Source organism: Alkalibacillus haloalkaliphilus C5 (assembly GCF_000269905.1).
In the GTDB taxonomy this organism is placed as follows: domain Bacteria; phylum Bacillota; class Bacilli; order Bacillales; family Alkalibacillaceae; genus Alkalibacillus; species Alkalibacillus haloalkaliphilus_A.
This window is the reverse complement of sequence record NZ_AKIF01000055.1, coordinates 1-16,881: the sequence shown is the minus strand read 5'-3', so window position 1 is coordinate 16,881 and position 16,881 is coordinate 1. Positions and strand designations below refer to the sequence as shown.

General features: G+C 37.1%; 21 protein-coding genes. 18 read left to right on the top strand and 3 right to left on the bottom strand.

Features of this window, described 5'->3' with window-relative positions; genetic code table 11:
* Positions 1-233 precede the first annotated feature (233 nt).
* The 5 genes from A194_RS0107685 to A194_RS0107670 all read left to right on the top strand — a co-directional run bounded on the left by A194_RS0107685 (position 234) and on the right by A194_RS0107670 (position 3,379).
* Positions 234-914 (top strand): HD-GYP domain-containing protein, encoded by a 681-nt coding sequence (locus A194_RS0107685; protein WP_017186275.1) that lies wholly within the window; start codon positions 234-236, stop codon positions 912-914.
* 225 nt (positions 915-1,139) lie between these two features.
* Positions 1,140-1,877: a hypothetical protein gene (locus A194_RS0107680; protein ID WP_017186274.1), complete on the top strand. Its 738-nt coding sequence runs from the start codon at positions 1,140-1,142 to the stop codon at positions 1,875-1,877.
* Positions 1,878-1,887: 10 nt separating this feature from the next.
* Positions 1,888-2,379, top strand: a complete 492-nt coding sequence (locus tag A194_RS17815) for an ATP-binding cassette domain-containing protein (protein ID WP_017186273.1) — start codon at positions 1,888-1,890, stop codon at positions 2,377-2,379.
* 2 nt (positions 2,380-2,381) lie between these two features.
* A complete protein-coding gene (locus tag A194_RS19380; protein WP_050980494.1) occupies positions 2,382-2,585 on the top strand; it encodes a hypothetical protein in 204 nt (67 codons plus the stop codon).
* Positions 2,586-2,608: 23 nt separating this feature from the next.
* Positions 2,609-3,379: an alpha/beta hydrolase family protein gene (locus A194_RS0107670; protein WP_017186272.1), complete on the top strand. Its 771-nt coding sequence runs from the start codon at positions 2,609-2,611 to the stop codon at positions 3,377-3,379.
* Between the two features lie 65 nt (positions 3,380-3,444).
* Here A194_RS0107670 and A194_RS0107665 read toward each other — a convergent pair whose 3' ends face one another.
* Positions 3,445-4,407: a sodium:calcium antiporter gene (locus A194_RS0107665; RefSeq protein ID WP_017186271.1), complete on the bottom strand. Its 963-nt coding sequence runs from the start codon at positions 4,405-4,407 to the stop codon at positions 3,445-3,447.
* A 375-nt stretch (positions 4,408-4,782) separates the two neighbouring features.
* On the opposite strand from A194_RS0107665, the gene A194_RS0107660 reads away from it, so the two are divergent.
* The 11 genes from A194_RS0107660 (at position 4,783) to A194_RS0107615 (ending at position 14,031) form a co-directional block, all read left to right on the top strand.
* Positions 4,783-5,784 carry a TAXI family TRAP transporter solute-binding subunit gene (locus A194_RS0107660; protein ID WP_017186270.1) on the top strand — a complete coding sequence of 334 codons (1,002 nt, stop codon included), beginning with the start codon at positions 4,783-4,785 and terminating at the stop codon, positions 5,782-5,784.
* Positions 5,785-5,899: 115 nt separating this feature from the next.
* Positions 5,900-7,921, top strand: a complete 2,022-nt coding sequence (locus A194_RS0107655) for a TRAP transporter permease (RefSeq protein ID WP_017186269.1) — start codon at positions 5,900-5,902, stop codon at positions 7,919-7,921.
* Between the two features lie 197 nt (positions 7,922-8,118).
* Entirely contained in the window at positions 8,119-8,580 is a 462-nt protein-coding gene (locus A194_RS0107650; protein ID WP_017186268.1) for an RDD family protein, read from the top strand.
* A 75-nt stretch (positions 8,581-8,655) separates the two neighbouring features.
* On the top strand, positions 8,656-9,138 hold the full coding sequence (locus A194_RS21170; protein WP_337442956.1) for a Clp protease/crotonase-like domain-containing protein: 483 nt from the start codon (positions 8,656-8,658) through the stop codon (positions 9,136-9,138).
* Complete coding sequence (locus A194_RS21165; protein ID WP_337442957.1) at positions 9,114-9,644, top strand: S49 family peptidase; 531 nt, start codon at positions 9,114-9,116, stop codon at positions 9,642-9,644. The genes A194_RS21170 and A194_RS21165 overlap by 25 nt, the downstream gene beginning before the upstream one ends.
* 12 nt (positions 9,645-9,656) lie before the next feature.
* Positions 9,657-10,151, top strand: a complete 495-nt coding sequence (locus A194_RS0107640) for an RDD family protein (RefSeq protein ID WP_017186266.1) — start codon at positions 9,657-9,659, stop codon at positions 10,149-10,151.
* Positions 10,152-10,172: 21 nt separating this feature from the next.
* Complete coding sequence (locus tag A194_RS0107635; protein WP_017186265.1) at positions 10,173-10,652, top strand: PH domain-containing protein; 480 nt, start codon at positions 10,173-10,175, stop codon at positions 10,650-10,652.
* The gene (locus A194_RS0107630) at positions 10,645-11,094 is read left to right on the top strand and encodes a PH domain-containing protein (RefSeq protein ID WP_157783038.1); all 450 of its coding nucleotides are present in this window, start codon (positions 10,645-10,647) and stop codon (positions 11,092-11,094) included. The genes A194_RS0107635 and A194_RS0107630 overlap by 8 nt, the downstream gene beginning before the upstream one ends.
* Before the next feature lie 74 nt (positions 11,095-11,168).
* Complete coding sequence (locus A194_RS0107625; protein ID WP_029425066.1) at positions 11,169-12,083, top strand: PH domain-containing protein; 915 nt, start codon at positions 11,169-11,171, stop codon at positions 12,081-12,083.
* A gap of 98 nt (positions 12,084-12,181) precedes the next feature.
* Complete coding sequence (cwlD, locus tag A194_RS0107620; protein ID WP_017186264.1) at positions 12,182-12,913, top strand: N-acetylmuramoyl-L-alanine amidase CwlD; 732 nt, start codon at positions 12,182-12,184, stop codon at positions 12,911-12,913.
* 65 nt (positions 12,914-12,978) lie between these two features.
* The gene (locus A194_RS0107615; protein WP_017186263.1) at positions 12,979-14,031 is read left to right on the top strand and encodes an Mrp/NBP35 family ATP-binding protein; all 1,053 of its coding nucleotides are present in this window, start codon (positions 12,979-12,981) and stop codon (positions 14,029-14,031) included.
* A gap of 37 nt (positions 14,032-14,068) precedes the next feature.
* Here A194_RS0107615 and gerD read toward each other — a convergent pair whose 3' ends face one another.
* Positions 14,069-14,731 carry a spore germination lipoprotein GerD gene (gene gerD / locus A194_RS0107610; RefSeq protein ID WP_017186262.1) on the bottom strand — a complete coding sequence of 221 codons (663 nt, stop codon included), beginning with the start codon at positions 14,729-14,731 and terminating at the stop codon, positions 14,069-14,071.
* Between the two features lie 145 nt (positions 14,732-14,876).
* On the opposite strand from gerD, the gene A194_RS0107605 reads away from it, so the two are divergent.
* Positions 14,877-15,542: a KinB-signaling pathway activation protein gene (locus tag A194_RS0107605; RefSeq protein WP_017186261.1), complete on the top strand. Its 666-nt coding sequence runs from the start codon at positions 14,877-14,879 to the stop codon at positions 15,540-15,542.
* Between the two features lie 2 nt (positions 15,543-15,544).
* Here the strand turns inward: A194_RS0107605 and A194_RS0107600 are convergent, their stop codons facing one another.
* Complete coding sequence (locus A194_RS0107600) at positions 15,545-16,303, bottom strand: polysaccharide deacetylase family protein (protein ID WP_017186260.1); 759 nt, start codon at positions 16,301-16,303, stop codon at positions 15,545-15,547.
* Positions 16,304-16,447: 144 nt separating this feature from the next.
* Between A194_RS0107600 and A194_RS0107595 the strand changes: the two genes are divergently transcribed.
* Positions 16,448-16,684, top strand: coding sequence for a hypothetical protein (locus A194_RS0107595; RefSeq protein ID WP_017186259.1), 237 nt, complete (start codon positions 16,448-16,450; stop codon positions 16,682-16,684).
* Positions 16,685-16,881: the final 197 nt, after the last annotated feature.

Below are 16,881 nucleotides of genomic sequence, written 5' to 3'. Positions count from 1 at the left end.
GTTTTTTATGTCGTTACAAAACGAACACAAATGAACTGTTTAAATACATTGCATAATTTACAAACAGATAGGTTGTCTTTAAATGTCTGATCAATAGATGATGCTGTAAAATATTATGAGGGATGGAAAAGTATGAACTGAATATAAGATTAGTTACTATTCCTAATGATTATATTGAAAAGTATTGGACATTTTATAAATTATCACTATAATGAATAATTAATAAGAATATTTTGATAATTTTTAGGAGGATTTATAGTGTCTACCAATCTAAGAGAACACCTGAATCGCTTTTTGATGAAATTGCTCAAGATAGCGAAGTTTTACAAGAGTTTAAACACCACTCATTAAGAGTGATGTATTTATCATCAATATTGGCCAAAAAAATAGGGTGTTTTGATGAGGATTTACGAATCGCAGCCTTATTGCACGACATCGGCAAGGTTGGAATTGCAAAAGAGATTCTTTTTAAACCTGGGAATTTAAACAGTCTAGAAAGAACCATTATACAGAGTCATTCTCATGTGGGAAATTTAATAGTACGTAGAGAATTAGGTAAAACCCGTTCTGCCGAATTTATTAGGGATCACCACGAAAACTGGGATGGTACTGGCTACCCCCGTAGGTTAATTGGCGAAGATATCTCTCTACAGGGGAGAATTATTAGAATTTGTGATTCATTTGATACAATGACATACGATTTAAGAGATTATAAGTTAACTAAAATGTCTTATAAAGAAGCTTTTGATGAATTAGAAAGGTGTTCTTGGACTGACTTTGATGGAAACCTCGTTCAAGAGTTTATTTCACTATTGATTGAGATAGAGTTACCAGATTCTTGGTATGATCGATTTGATTCCAATTTTATTGAAAAATTATATGCTAGTATTGAAAGCCCTGCAGATTTATTATAATAAGTACATAAAAGTCTATATCATGGTTACTTGGTAATCTATGATATAGGCTTAAATTTTAAAAACCATAATTTTATACACTTACGTGTTCACATTTTTTTGAATTTGTAGAATTTGTTAGTTGTTGGTGGTAATATAGTGTTTAGAAAATGGGTGCTGTTAGATTTGACGGCCTAGTAATTACTTCAGTTCATGCTAGCATCTGCAAGTATAGGGGTGTGTCGTTTGAGAAAGAGTTATGAATTTTTCCTTATATTTATTAAAGAAAACTACTACAACAAAATGACCATATTTTGGGTCGTTTTCATTCCGTTAATCTTCTTTTTGATCAACCATAGTAATTGGTTTACCAACCCACCTGAACAACAACAAGCTTACCTACAACTTTCTCTGTTTTGGGTCTTCATGATTTTGATATCCGCAGTTATTAATACAGCAGTAGAGCTTTTCACGATGCGTGATCGTGGCTTTTTTAAAATGTTTAGCTTCATTGCTGGTTCTAAAAGTTCAATTATATTCGGAAAAGGTTTAGCTAATCTTTCATTACTGATCATCTCGATGATGTTGTTTAATACAATCATTGCTCTTTTATTTCAATTAAATCCACTTACATTGATTGGGATGGGTTTATTACTAGTGTTTTTAACGTATATCCCGGCGGCATTATTCTTTTCATGGATTATTGCCTTACCATTTAAAGCAGAATCAATCGTTCCGGCGTTTAGTTTGCTTACGATTTTATTAATTTATTTGACGAGTCGAACAACTGGTTTTGATTCATATTTATTATTAATTAATCCAGCTGAATTTATGATCCGTGTGGCCGAGTTAGTAGCAACTTCATTTGAAGCTATTACCTATGCCAAACTGACCGTACTAAGTATCACAGCTTGTATTTATATCATGGTCGGTTTATTAACGTTTAGATTAATTAACCTTGAGTCGAAAGCTAGTCGAAACTAGGAGGGTTATAATGGAGTTAATAGATGTATCTTTTCAGTACAAGAAAAGTAACCGCCAAGTTCTTGACCAGATCAGTCTGAAACTAAAGGATGATCAACTGAATGTCGTGCTTGGCTTAAATGGAGCAGGGAAAACGACGCTGTTTAACATTATGTCAAGATCTTTTAAACCAACAACAGGTACGATTAAAGAAGCTATTTCGCATGGCCAAATAGCTTACCAAGTGCAAGGTGTACCTTTCCTTAATCAGTTAAAAGGAAAAGACTTAGTACGGCTCTTTTTAAAAACGGCGTCTCAGCCGTTTAACTCAAAAAACGTACAGTTTACAAAAGAGATGAATGAAAGAGAGCGGTTGTTAGCTGAACGTCTGTGGGAGTTGCCACTGGGGCAAATGTCTTTAGGAGAACGTCGTTGGTTAATGGTTATGGCGATGTGTGAGTTGAATCGAAAGCTTTACATATTTGATGAGCGACATCAGGCGTTGATCCCGATTCGCGGTTAAATGTGTTACATAAGTTAGAGTCAGTCGCACTTAATTCAAGTCGGTATGTCGTCATGTCGACGCACACTTTGCAGGAACTTGAGCATGTTAATTGTCATATCTTTTTACTTCATAATGGGAGCGTTGCTTTTGATGGGTCGTATGAAGAGTTAACTGAAACTAATAAAAACCCGGATGAAGCATTTCGTCAGATTGTGAGTTTTTAAGAAATCAGACTTAGGAGGAGAAAATGTCTAATAAAATTAAAATCGCGTATGGTCATGATCAATCACAGTATGGTGTTTTACGTTTACCTGAAAACAAAGGGAAGTCACCTGTAGTCGTTTCAATTCATGGAGGCTTTTGGAAGGCAAAATATAATCTAGAAGAAAACACCCCTCTTGCAGAAGATTTAACAAATAGAGGTTATGCTACTTGGAATATAGAGTACCGTCGAATAGGAGAAGAGGGTGGAGGTTGGCCAGGGACATTTAATGATATTATTGATGCCGTGAATTGTCTGAAAGAGATTGAAGAAACTGACCAATTAGATTTAACAAATGTTATCGTTATTGGTCATTCAGCTGGAGGGCATTTAGCGTTATGGTTAGCATCTAGAGTAAAAAAACAGCTGGACATTACTTTCAATGAGCTACAAGTGCCAATACGAAAAGTGATCAGCTTAGCAGGAATAACAGATTTGAAAAAGGTTTGGGAAATACATGACCGTGAAGGTGTTTTGAGTCCCGTACTTGAACTTATGGGAGGATCTCCACATGAAGAACCCGGGAGATATAAAATAGCTTCCCCAATCGAATCATTACCATTGAACGTAGAACAGGTACTAATTCATGGTGAGTTGGACCGTCATGTTCCGATTGAGTTAAGCAAGGATTATTATTTAACAGCTAAGGAACATCATGACTTTGTGAAGTTTGTATCTTTAGCAGATGCAGAACATTTTAAAGTTATTGATCCTAGCACAGAAGAGTGGGCAAAAGTATTAGATACATTGCCTTAAATTAATAGGCTTAGAATTATATAAGTCATATGAAAAAGAGGTGCGAGAACACGAACACCTCTTTTTTAAAAGATCATATAAGATACAGAGCAGTAAATACTAATAATGATGATTGAAGGAACTACATATAGGATCGTACTGTAAGTTCGTTTTCTCATCAACATATATAGTGTGATAAGCATCATCACTAAGCTTAAAGAAGCAATGATCATCATCGAAAAACTCACACCTTGTAAAATCGGCCCTTGCTGATAAAAGGCATCAGTGAATGCAAGAAGTAATAAGTTAAATAAGTTACTTCCTAAAATAGACCCAATTGCAATGGCGTAGTTTCCAATTTTGTATGCAGCAATAACAGCGACGAGCTCTGGAAGGGATGTGGATGCAGCAATTAATACACTTCCAACGAAGCTTGAGTTAATACCAGTTTGTGCAGCTAACAAGTCACCTGATATAGAAAGCACGCTACCAGCTAATAAAACGGCAATGGCTGAATAGATAAAATAGCGAATGACTTTATGAATAGGTGTAACGTCAGCTTTTTGCTCCACTTGTTCCTCTGGTTCCTCGCTTTCAAAAAGCTTAACGCTAACGATGTATAAAGCAACTAAAATGTACATCTCAAAACCGATATTAAAAATTGAAAAACCTAAATTAAGCACCATCGCAATAATGACAGTTGTTGTCAGTATTACTCCAAAAATAATTGGTGTAAGATGGCTGTTAGGCTCAATTACGTTAAATGCCTTTTTCTTCCTATAATATAAATCGACTGAAGCTAATATGAGCAAGTTAAAGACATTGCTTCCTAGCATATTACCGACGGCTATGTCGACATTATCGATATATACAGCAGTGACACTTGTTGTAAGCTCAGGTAAGGAAGTGGCGCCTGCGATTAAAAGACCACCAACCATCGCTCCACTCATCGCTGTTTGTCGACTGATTTGATCACCGTATTCATTAAGCTTAATCGCTGCAAACACTACAAAAATAGCAGCTAATGTGAAACTAATGTATACAAACATGACAGACTCCTCCATAAATTCTTTAGTTCATTAAACAAAAAAAGACCTTGGCCTCACGTATATAAGGCCAAGGTCTTGCGTATCATTTGATGAACCGGGTGATAAGTCACCGGGAATGACGATTCACCAACCGCGCTATACGGTCGCTACTCCCCTTGTTAGTACTTACTATAGCTTAAATAGATGTAATTCGTCAATAAACTTGGTATAGTATATTTTTTAGCCTAGTAATTCTTTATAATAGATTTTTTGTTAAAATTAGGTTAGAATACATAGTAGATTTATTTTTTTAGTGTGAATACTAGATTTCCTAATTTAATAAACTTAATTAGGATCTAGTTTTCCAATAAATAAGAAAATAGGGGGAAGCTTCACATGAAAAAATCCATTGTATTATTAATGTCAATTGGCTTTTTAGCAACAATGATTTTAGCAGCATGTGGTGGCGGTGGCGACTCTAGAGTTGCTATTGGTCCTGCAGGTAGTGGTACACAGGCTGCAGCTACAGTAATTCTTGAAGGGGCAGGAATTGAAGAAGGCGATTACGAAGCCTATGAAGAAGGTTTCGGTAATGCGCGTGACGGTTTGCAAGATGGTAACATTGATGTATCATTTGGTTTACTAGGTTTACCAGCTGGTAGTGTTAATGACTTACAAGCAAACACTGGTGATGCGAAATTAATCGGCTTAACTGAAGATGAGATTCAATATGCACAAGATGAGTTAGGTTACTTACCATACACAATTTCTGCTGATTCTTATGACTTTCTAGAAGAAGATGTGGAAACGGTAACAGCTTATGCGGTATTAGTAGGTAACACGAATACGATCGATCATGAGTTAGGGTATGAATTAGCTCGCGTATCAGTTGAGCATGCAGATGAAAATACTCACGCACAATCAGATCATATGACTTTAGAAAATGCACTAAGTGGAGCGGAAGGTCTACCAGTCCACCCTGGTGCTGCTGAGTACTATGAAGAACAAGGTTTAGACGTATCTGGGGACGTAGCTGACGTAGCTGCATCTGAAGCGGATCGTCCAGATGAGCTAATTCTTGGTACTGGTAGTTCTGGTGGTACTTACTACCCTCTAGGTGGTGAGATGGCTACTGTTTGGAATAACCATATTGATGGTGTAAACGTAACTTCTACTGAAACTGGAGCTTCTGTTGAGAACTTAGCTTCAATCGGTAGAGACGAACAGGATTTAGGTATGACAGTTCACGTACCTGCGTTAAACGCATTTAATGGTGAAGAAGATTTTGAAGGTGCAGCAGTTGAGAACTTTGCATTTATCGGTCACATTTACCCAGAAGTAATGCAGATTATTACGCGTGAAGCGACTGAAATTGAAAGCTTAGAAGACTTAAAATAATTAACGATTAATATTGAGTTATTAAATCGCAAAAGGGACCGACACAGTGTGCCGGTCCCTTTTGTGCCAATTTATTAGGCTGTTAGGTTTAACCTATTACAAGGTGGTGAAAGGTGTGTCTAGAAAAGAGAATAACGAAAACAACCAGAATAATGAACAACTGAATAACACATCACCAGACACGCATGACAACGGTGAAAAGGTGAATGAGAAAGAGTTATTGAGGAAGTATGACCGTGAAAGTAACACGAGATCAAATATAGGAAAGTGGGCTTGGGTTGTTACATTTCTAGCAATCTACTTAACGCTATTCCATTTATATACAGGGTACTATGGTACATTGCAATCTCAAATACAAGGTGCAGTCCACGTCGGTACAGCATTAGGACTCATTTACTTACTTTATCCTGCTAAAAAAGGGCTTCATGATCGTGGTATACCTTGGTATGATGTTATTTTAGCTTTTACAGCTATTTTTGTCGGGTATTATAAGATCATTTTCTTTGATGAAATATTAAATGCTCGTATACATGGATACGAAACTTTAGATGTCTTAGTTGCTATTTTAGGTGTTGTATTACTATTAGAGGCAACGAGGCGTGCAGTTGGTTTGCCGATTGTTATTGTAGCAAGTTTTGTGATTTTATATGCGTTATATGGTAACTTCATTCCAACTAAAATGTTGTCACATAGTGGCTTCTCGTTTGAGCGTGTCATGACTGATTTATGGTATCGAGAAAATGCGATTTTTGGTATTCCAGTTCAAGTATCATCTCGTTTTATTTTCTTATTCCTATTGTTCGGAGTCATCCTCGTACATTCAGGGATCGGAAAATTCTTCAATGATTTAGCATTCGCTTTAACAGGTCGCTTTACTGGTGGTACTGCAAAAGCGGCTGTATCAGCTAGTGCGATGCAAGGTATGGTGTCTGGTAGTTCTATTGCTAACACTGTATCATCTGGTTCATTTACAATTCCGATGATGAAAAGGGCTCGTTTTAGGCCTGAGTTCGCAGCGGCGGCAGAAGCTTCAGCATCAACAGGTGGTCAGTTAATGCCGCCAATTATGGGTGCAGCCGCCTTTATCATGATTGAGTATACAAATACGGACTATGCAACAATTATGTTAGCGGCATTAATCCCAGCTATGCTTTATTTCGCTGGTATTTTCATGGGTGCTCACTATGAGGCGAAGAAGCAAGGTATATTTGGAGCACCAAAAGAGATGCTACCAAACACTTGGCAATTACTAAAGACAAAAGGCTACATGTTATTACCGTTGATTGCGATCGTATCAACGCTATTTATGGGCTTCACACCACAGCGCGCAGCATTAATGGGTATTTTAGTTGCGTTTGGTGTCAGTTTAATAAGCAAAGAGACGAGAATGTCTGTTAGAAAGATTTTCTTTGTACTTGAACAAGGTGCTCGTGTTGCTTTACCAGTAATTGCAGCTGTAGCAACAGCCGGTATTATTGCAGGTGTTGTTGGTATGACTGGTTTAGGTGGTAAAGTAGCGGCAGGAATTATTGCGCTTTCTAATGACATTCAGCTGTTAGCGTTAATCTTTACAATGATTGCGTGTATTATTTTAGGTATGGGATTACCGACAACAGCAAACTATGTTGTTACAGCGACTATTGCTGCACCAGCATTAATTAATGGCTTTGGTGTAGAAGTATTAGCAGCACACTTATTCGTATTCTACTTCGGTATTGTTGCTGACATTACGCCACCGGTTTGCTTAGCAGCCTATGCCGGTTCAGGTATAGCCAAATCGAATCCGTTTAAGAGTGGGTTGACCGCCGTTAAACTGGCCATAGCCGCCTTTATCATACCGTATATATTCGTCTATAATCCGATATTAGTTCAAGCTGGAGACCACTCCATCATTATGCTAATATTGGCTGTAGTTACGGCATTGCTCGGTATGATGGGGGTTAGTAGTTCAGTTATGGGCTATTTCCAACGAAAATGTTACGTATGGGAACGTTTCGTTCTAATAGCGGCTGGTCTAATGTTAATTACACCAAATATTTATATTGATCTTGCAGGTATATTAATGATTGCTTTAGTTTGGTATTTACAAACACGTCGTCCAGACGATAAGCAAAACTATGAACCTGTATCTGCATAAGACAAAAAGGTTGGCACTTTTGAAAGTGTCAGCCTTTTTTTGAAGGCTTAAGTTTATGGTAGATTGTTAACAGTATCAAGTTAGCATAGAAGCTACGCGTAATTTCGATCATTTTAGTATTTTGGAAAAATAATGAAAAGTGCTATAATGGTATATAGAAACAAGGTAAGTCAGTTGATGAGGAGGGGGGAGCAAAGTTGGCACTTAACTTCACACAGTTGAAACCTGCTGGGTTTTGGATGCGTTTTGTAGCGGTGTTAGTACATGGTATTGTCATGTTAGCTTTAACGTGGGTGATTGCAGTATTAATAGGTGATGAAGAATTCTTCCAGTCATTTCAGGTGGAAGTTACTGAACAGTATGCAACTACATCAGACAATATAGCTAATCTTATTTATAGCATAATATTTATTATTGGTTTTACAGCGAGTCAGCTAAAAGGTTCGCCTGGTAAGTTGATTTGTCGTATTCAAGTTGTAAATCCTGATATGAGTAAGATTAGTATATGGAAGTCTATTGGGCGCTATTTTGCTTATATCTTATCAATTATACCGTTTTTGATTGGTTTAATGATCGCTGGTTGGAACAAAGAGAAAAAAGCATTACATGATATGATTTGTAATACACGAGTTGTCTATCGTGATAAAAGGCGAAGTTAAAGGTAAGCTAGTAATGGCTGTCTCTTTATGAGGCAGCCATTCATATGGATAAGATTAAGAAGTGAGGGATTAGAAATGGATAAAAAGCGTTGGATTGCATTAGGGATTGCAGTTGGTTTGTTCATCGTGTCAATTATTGCGCAAGTATCGACAACAGTTGCTACGACTAATTGGAATGAGATGTTCGAATCAGACCGTGATTTCTCTGAAGAAGTTCGAGAAGATGGAGACCCATTTGATAAGGTCGCGGTCATCCATTTAGAAGGTGTTATTCAAAGTAGTGATGTTGGTGGTTTGTTTAATACAAGTACATACAATCACAAAATGTTGTTAGACATGCTTGATTTTGCTAAAGAAGATGATGATGTAGAAGCCGTCGTGTTACGTGTTAACACACCAGGTGGTGGTGTAGTAGAAAGTGAAGAAGTGCACAGTAAAATTCTAGATATACAAGAAGCGGACAAGCCGGTCTATGTATCAATGGGTAACATGGCAGTCTCAGGTGTTATTACGTATCAGCACCTGCTGATCATATCGTTGCTCACCCTGCTACATTAACAGGTTCAATCGGTGTCATTATGGAAGCTATTAACTTTGCTGAACTTGCAGATGATTTAGGGGTAGAATTTAATACGATTACGAGTGGTGAGTATAAAGATATTATGTCTTCATTCAGACCAATGACAGATGATGAAGAGTCAATTCTTCAGTCAATGATTGATGAAATGTATGATGAGTTTGTCCAAGTCATTGTTAATGGTCGAGATATGGAAGAGTCGACAGTTCGTGATTTAGGTGACGGACGAATTTACACTGGCTCACAAGCTGAAGAAAATGGTCTTGTTGATAGTTTAGGCTCTTTAGATGATGCGATTTCTCAGTTAAAAGAAGATCACAACTTACAAAGTGCTCAAGTGGTAGAGTATGAATATCAGTTAGGGTTTAATGCCTTTTTAGGTGGAACAGCCCAACGTTTAGTATCTGACGAGTTCAGATTCTCGCAATTAGAAGAAATGATCCGTAAATCAAATGCTCCCAGAGCGATGTATTTATATACAGAATAGGAGGTGCCTAAAATGAGTGAGACATATAATGTTGAAACTAATCAAGAACTAGAGACTGAATCCCCTTTAAAGCAAGTTCGTTTTGCTGGTTTTTGGATGCGTTTTTGGGCATACCTTTTCGATTTAGTCATCGTGTTTAGTATAAACGGAATCATTTTGGCACCATACCGTTTAATAACGGGTGGCGAAGTTTTGGAAATTGGGTTTTGGACAATGGCCACAATTATTAGTACTGCAGTACTGTATGCTTACTTTGTTTTATTAACGAAATACTTCGGGCAAACGGTTGGTAAAAAAGTGTTTGGCATACGTGTTATAAGAAAAGACTTTGAACCATTACAGTGGAGTGACTTAATCTTTCGTGAAGTAGTTGGACGTTTCTTTTACCGAGTATTATGGTTTACAAACATCCTTTACTTAGTTATTGCCTTTGATTCTCAAAAACAAGGCATCCATGATATGATCGGTGACACTCGTGTTATCCATGAATGGTCAGTTAAGTCTTAGCAAGTTTAGGGGGAGTCATATATGAGGGAAGCGCCCAAGAATAGAATAGCGAAAGATGCCATTAAAGCGTGGCGTCTTTCAGCTGCTTTGGCCATGCTTGTTCCTTGGGTTTTAGCCATTGCAAGTTTTTTTCTCGTGCATTTTGTTGAAGTTACCTATTGGTATTCTATAAGCGCAGTGGGCTTGTTAATCGTCATTACGTATCTCGTGGTGGTATTTGTGCCGAAAATTCGTTGGCGTCGTTGGCGTTATGAGTTATTTGAACAAGAAATATATATTCAGCACGGCATTCTTGTCGTGTCACGTACGTTAGTGCCAATGATTCGTGTTCAGCATGTTGATACAAAGCAAGGTCCTATATTAAAACGGTATCGTTTGTCTAATTTAACGATTTCAACAGCAGCAACCGTTCATGAAATTCCCGCTTTGCCAGAAAAAGAAGCTGCAGACTTACGTGATCAAATTTCAGAATTAGCTAGGGTGGATGAAGATGATGTCTGATCCGAAGCGACTTCACCCAGCTGCGGTGATCTTTAGACTAATTAGTATTTTGAAGAATTTAGTGTATGTGATTGGTGCTACTGTAATTGCAACGATGGGTAACGACCTTTTTAATTACGTTGCTTTAGGTATTGCTGGTCTAATTGCTTTGTTTGTAATATCAAGTGTTATTGAATGGTTTAGGTTTCGTTATTCTGTTGTTGGTGATGAGTTAAGAATCGAGCAAGGATTAATTGTGCGGAAAAAGCGTTATATTTCTAAAAACCGCATCCAATCCATTGATTTAACTCAAAGTGTTGTTCATCGACTATTTAACTTAACGAAAGTTCAAATAGAAACAGCTGGTAGCGATCTAAGTACAGACGCTTCGTTAAGTGCAGTGACGTTAAAAGAAGGACAAGCTTTGCGTAATGAACTGAAGAACACAACGGGGAAGCGATAGAATCTGAATATGTAGATGAAGCGGAGCGAGATGAGGAACAATATACAAAAGAAACAATTACTACAAAACGTTTAGTGATTGCAGGCTCGACATCAGGCAGTATTGGCGTCATATTAGGATTATTTATTGTTTTATTTAGTGAAATTGAACGTTTTATACCAACACATGTGTACGACGATGCGATGAGTTGGTTTTTAACCCAGGCAATAAGTGTGCTCGTTGTGTTTGCTTTAATGGTTTTAATTTTTTTATGGGTGTTAGGTATATTAGGTACGGTTATAAAATATGGTAACTTTGAAATTACGCGTTATGAAGATGAACTATATATAACAAGAGGTCTTTTAGAGAAGAAGCAAGTGACGATTCCATTAAAGCGGATCCAAGCACTTGGCATAAAAGAAAGTATGATTAGACAACCTTTAGGGTTTGCTACTTTATATGTAGAAATTGCTGGCGGAGAAGGTGGACAAAATGCTCGAACATTTATTTTTCCTCTATTAAAAAGGAATGAAATCATGCCTTTCTTAGAAAAAGTCTTACCAGAGTACCAATCATTATCTAATGATTTTACAGGAGTTCCCAACAGATCGGCACCTTATTATATGCTGAGAGCAAGTTTTTTACCAATTATTGTGTTAATCGTCACGTTAATCTTTGCTATAGATTTTTGGTACGTTCCGTTCGTGGTTATCTTGTTAGCTATGTCATTAGGTTGGTTGCGTATGAAGACAGCAGGTTATTATATCGATCGGGACCATCTCATCTTTAGGAGTCGTGATTTTAGTAAAGATACCATTATGATGAAGCACAATCGCATTCAATCAATCCAGCTTAGACAGACGTTGTTACATCGAAAGCAACATATAGCTACAGTCCAGTCATCAATTTTAAATAATTTTGCAGGCCGTCATGCTGGTGTGCGAGAGTTAGATTTTGAACATGCAAAGCGGATAACTGATTGGTATTCATTACAGAAGCGAGTTTTTTAAAAGGTTGAGTCAAGAACTGTTTTGCAGTACTGCATTAATCAAATAAATGGCATGAACAAACCTCCTTGTCCATATATTTTGGTGAGGAGGTTTGTTTAATGAAACGATTATTTTTTATTGTTTTGTGGGTGTTAGGTCTTATATTACTTATATATTTATTGAAAGTACCTGTACCAACGTTGTTGCAGCCTACGAGTGTAACGTCGCCATTGGCTGGACAGGTCATTGTTATTGACCCAGGTCATGGGGGAGTGGATGGCGGAGCAGATTACGGTGATATTCAAGAAAAAACGATCACGCTTCAGACATCTGTTTACTTGCGTGATTATTTACAAGAAGCAGGTGCGTTAGTTTATTTAACTAGAGAAGAAGATGTAGATTTAGCTCCTGAAGGTATGCAAGGATATTCAAAAAGGAAAGCCCATGATATCCGTGAGCGGGTTTCGTTTATACAAGACCATGAAGCAGATTTATTCGTTAGTATTCACTTGAACTCTGTGTTAAATGAAAGTTGGAGTGGTGCACAAACATTTTATTATCCTGAAGATGATGAAAACAAAGCATTAGCGCAATCGATTCAATCAAGACTTCAAGAATCAGTAGGTACGAATCGCCAGGCACTAGGAATTAATCAAATTTATATTTTAAAACATGCTAATACAACAGCAGCTTTAGTAGAGGCTGGTTTTCTATCACATCCTGAGGAACGTTCTTTGTTAGTGACGGAGGAATACCAAAGACGTTTAGCATCAGCAATGTACGAAGGTATTGTTGAATATGTCGTAGGACTGCAAAACGATGAAAATCAATCAAGCCAAATCACTGAGTGAAACTAAAATTTATGTTATACTAGCTGTGGCATTAAATTGAACACGACAAAAGGAAGGTGTCCTACTTGATTACAGAAGAGCGCGTTAGAGAACTATTAAAACCAGTTCAAGATCCGCATATACATAAAACGTTCGAGGAAACCGATGCAATCGAGAGCGTTAAGATTAAAGAGGATAAAGGTCACGTTAGTGTTAAAGTTGCATTAGCTGATCCTAATTCTGGAGAGCAATTGCAGTTACAACAAGAAATTGTAGGCATGTTGAAAAAAGAAGGAGCGACTACAGTAGGGCTTCGTTTTACTGAGCTCCCTGAAGAGAAACGTGATGCTTACATGTCAGAAGCGAATGAAGAGCAAGAAGCTAATCTGATCGGTCAAAAAGGCACAACGTTTATCTCGGTTGCAAGTGGTAAAGGTGGCGTTGGAAAGTCGACGGTTACTGTGAACTTAGCCATTGCCTTAGCTCGTTTAGGGAAAAAAGTCGGTATTGTTGATGCTGACATTTACGGGTTTAGCGTGCCAGATATGATGGGAGTCGAAAATCGTCCTCAAGTAAGAGGTGAAAAAATCATCCCTGTAGAGCGTTTCGGTGTGCAAATGATTTCTATGGGATTCTTTGTAGAAGATAACTCACCAATCATTTGGCGTGGCCCTATGCTTGGTAAGATGTTGACAAGCTTCTTTAAAGAAGTGGAATGGGGAGACCTAGATTACCTACTATTAGACTTGCCACCAGGAACAGGTGATATCGCTTTAGATGTACAAGAGCTACTACCATCATCTAAACAACTAATTGTATCAACTCCACACCCAACAGCTGCATTCGTAGCTGCGCGTGCTGGTCAAATGGCATTAAAAGCAGATCATGAACTCTTAGGTATAGTTGAGAACATGGCTTACTTTGAAAGTAACATTACCGGACAGAAAGAATATGTCTTTGGTGAAGGTGGCGGCGATAAATTAGCTGAAGTATTAAATACGGATGTATTAGGTCGCTTGCCATTACAGCAACCTTACGACGAAGAAGATACCTTTGCACCTGGAGTTTATCAAGAAGACCATCCAACAGGAAAGATTTTCTTATCCATTGCAAACCAAGTGATTAAAAGAGCTAAATAAAAGTTAAAGGTTTAGGCTTATTCAGCCTAAACCTTTTTTACTCTTGAAGGTCTTCTCCTTCACCTTCCATGCTTTGGCCTTCAGTTTCTTCGCCTCCTGAACCACTATTACTTTGTTCGTTAGACTCTTGTTCATCTGTAGATCCGCCACCTGATTGTCCTTCCATTTCTTGTGCAGCCTTTAATAATGATTCAACCATTTGAGCCTTAAATAGAGGGCTTTGTAATGTTTCTTGAATCGATTGTTCAAGGTGTTGTTTATATTCTTGGCTTTTTAAAACTTGTATGATCAATTCTTGAGCTTCATCTTCCTGAAATAAACTAATCATTTGTTCTTGGTAGTTAGAATCGTTCATTAGTCCTTTAATAATTTCTTGATCGTGTTCCCTTGTGGCTTGTATATAGGCTTGGACAAAAGATGGGTCATCAAAAAGACTGATCCAAAATTCTTTGCCTTCTTCACTTGAAAATGTTTGTTCAATAGCTTGGTTTACTGTTTCTGATTGAAGTACTAATTTTTGTTCAAGCTCTTCATCAGACAGAGCTTCTTTTAGAGCTTCTTTTCCATCATCTGTTTTCAATATATCGACAACCATTCGTTTAGTTGCTTCATAATCGGGAGATGATTGCTGGTCATCCCCGTTACATGCGGTTAAAAATATACATATGGTTAATACTAGCAATAAAGTGTGTTTTGCCATCTTAGATGCTCCCCATGATTGTGTCTCTTAGTACTTTTAATATTAGATGGATGTGAAAAAATATACATATTTACAGAAAGCAAAATTCTCCAAACCGTGATAAAATACGAGTGGACAAGATTATGAGTAAATAGGGGGAAGCATAGTGACGATCCGTGTATGGTTTAAATTCTTTATAACACTATTAGTGATCGGTGCAATATCAACTGTTATTACAAGCTTTTTTGTTTCTACACATGCTTATGAACCATATTTGAACCCATTTAGTGCATGGGAGATCTTCGGTGCAATCATTTGGTATTCAGGTTATGGCTTGGTATTTAGTGTAATTGCTCAAATGGGCTTTTTTGCATATTTAACATTGCACCAATTTGGTAAAGGCTTTTTTGGGCGTTTCTGGACACATGCTCAAGTTATAATGATAGGTTTTGTTCTTTTTGAATTAGTTTACTTAAGGTATCACCAAGAAGCTGGCCCTGAAGGTTTATTCCCTTATATAGTAGTGGCTACGATGATTGCGATTTATGGTTATGCAGTTGCGAAAGTGAAAGCAAAAGAAACACACCCACGTGCGTTTCTACCTGCTCTATTCTTTATGATTGTTGTAACGACAATTGAATGGATTCCAGCTTTACAGACTGGTGATCCGGAGTGGATTATGCTGATGGTTGTTCCTTTATTAGCATGTAACACATACCAATTATTAAAACTTCACCGAATCGTAGGGTTCAACAACCCAGAAGACACTGAAGCTAAGAAAAGTCAACAAACTAATTCAAAGCAAAACCAAAAAGGTCAAAAGAAAAAATAGTGTTAATCAAGAGGGGTAATATTCACGTTTGCAGGGGACAGAAGTTCTGTAACTGTTAAAAACTGATACCCCTCTTCTTTTTTGTTTTGAATTAAGCTCTCAATTACATCCGGTGTAACCGTTAAGTTGTCTTGTGCAAAGAACAGCATAATGTCCCCTTCATCAACTTGGTCGCTCAAATGCTGACTTACCTCTTCTGCTTCACTGTTATGTTTTACATTTGCATAAATACTCCAAAACACTGATTCATAACCCAGCTGTTGAATGGTGTCGATTACAAATTGGTCATACTCGTTTTCTGGTGGTCTAACATATGTTAGAGGTTCATACCCTAAGTTTGTAAGCACTGTGGTACCATTTTCTATATCTTCTTCGATATTTGTGGCAGACTTTTCTTTATACGGCTCATCATAAAAACCCAGTAACCCAACTTCGTGGTTTTCTTCAATAATAAGCTCAGCTAAATCCTCATTTCTTAAAGCCCATTCACCATTAATAAAAAATGTTGCTTGTACATTTTGTTGTTGTAAAACTTCTAGAATATCAATGATGACATCGTCGCCCCACTTTACATTAAACGTTAATGCAATTTCAGGTTCACCTTTCAAGCTTTTAGTAATAGCACCAGATGGAGTTGCGTCGGGAGATCCGACATTTAATACATATGTTGTAGAGAAATGTACAGATGTTATTGTAAGTAATATTAAAACGACAGCTAACATCCACTTCTTCCAACTTGTCCAATTTAGAGCAAAGAACATTGTTTACCCAACCTTTATTAGAAGTTTAGATTTCTGAAATATATATATGAGTAATTGCATAGTTTTAGAATGGTGATTATACATAAAGCGAAGTTAATTGGTAAAAATTAAAAATATAAAAGTAGAAGAATGGAAGTGAATGAAATGATTGGTTTAATGGTTAATGATCAAGAACAGAAGGAGCTTGAGTATCTGCTAAAAAGAGAAATGGATGAACTATTATACGATTTCAGTCACCATGACCTTGACCCACAAGTACAACAAGCTATTAAGGAACGTTACGCGCTTCTATTTAATATATATAAACGGTTCGCAAGTAAAAAGGAGTGTCTGAAGTATACTCCACACAAAAACTTATTTATGTTAAATAAAAAATTATAAAAAGGTATTGATGAACCTATAAGCATATGGTATATTTATTTTCGTCGTCAAAAGACACGACAAAAAAGCAAAAATCAAACGTCTAAAACTTTTAATAATAGTTATTGACACTTCATTTGATTAATGCTAAATTATTAAAGTCGCTTTTTTGAAAAGCACAAGACAAAAATTAATTAATAAAGTTGTTGACACCAATT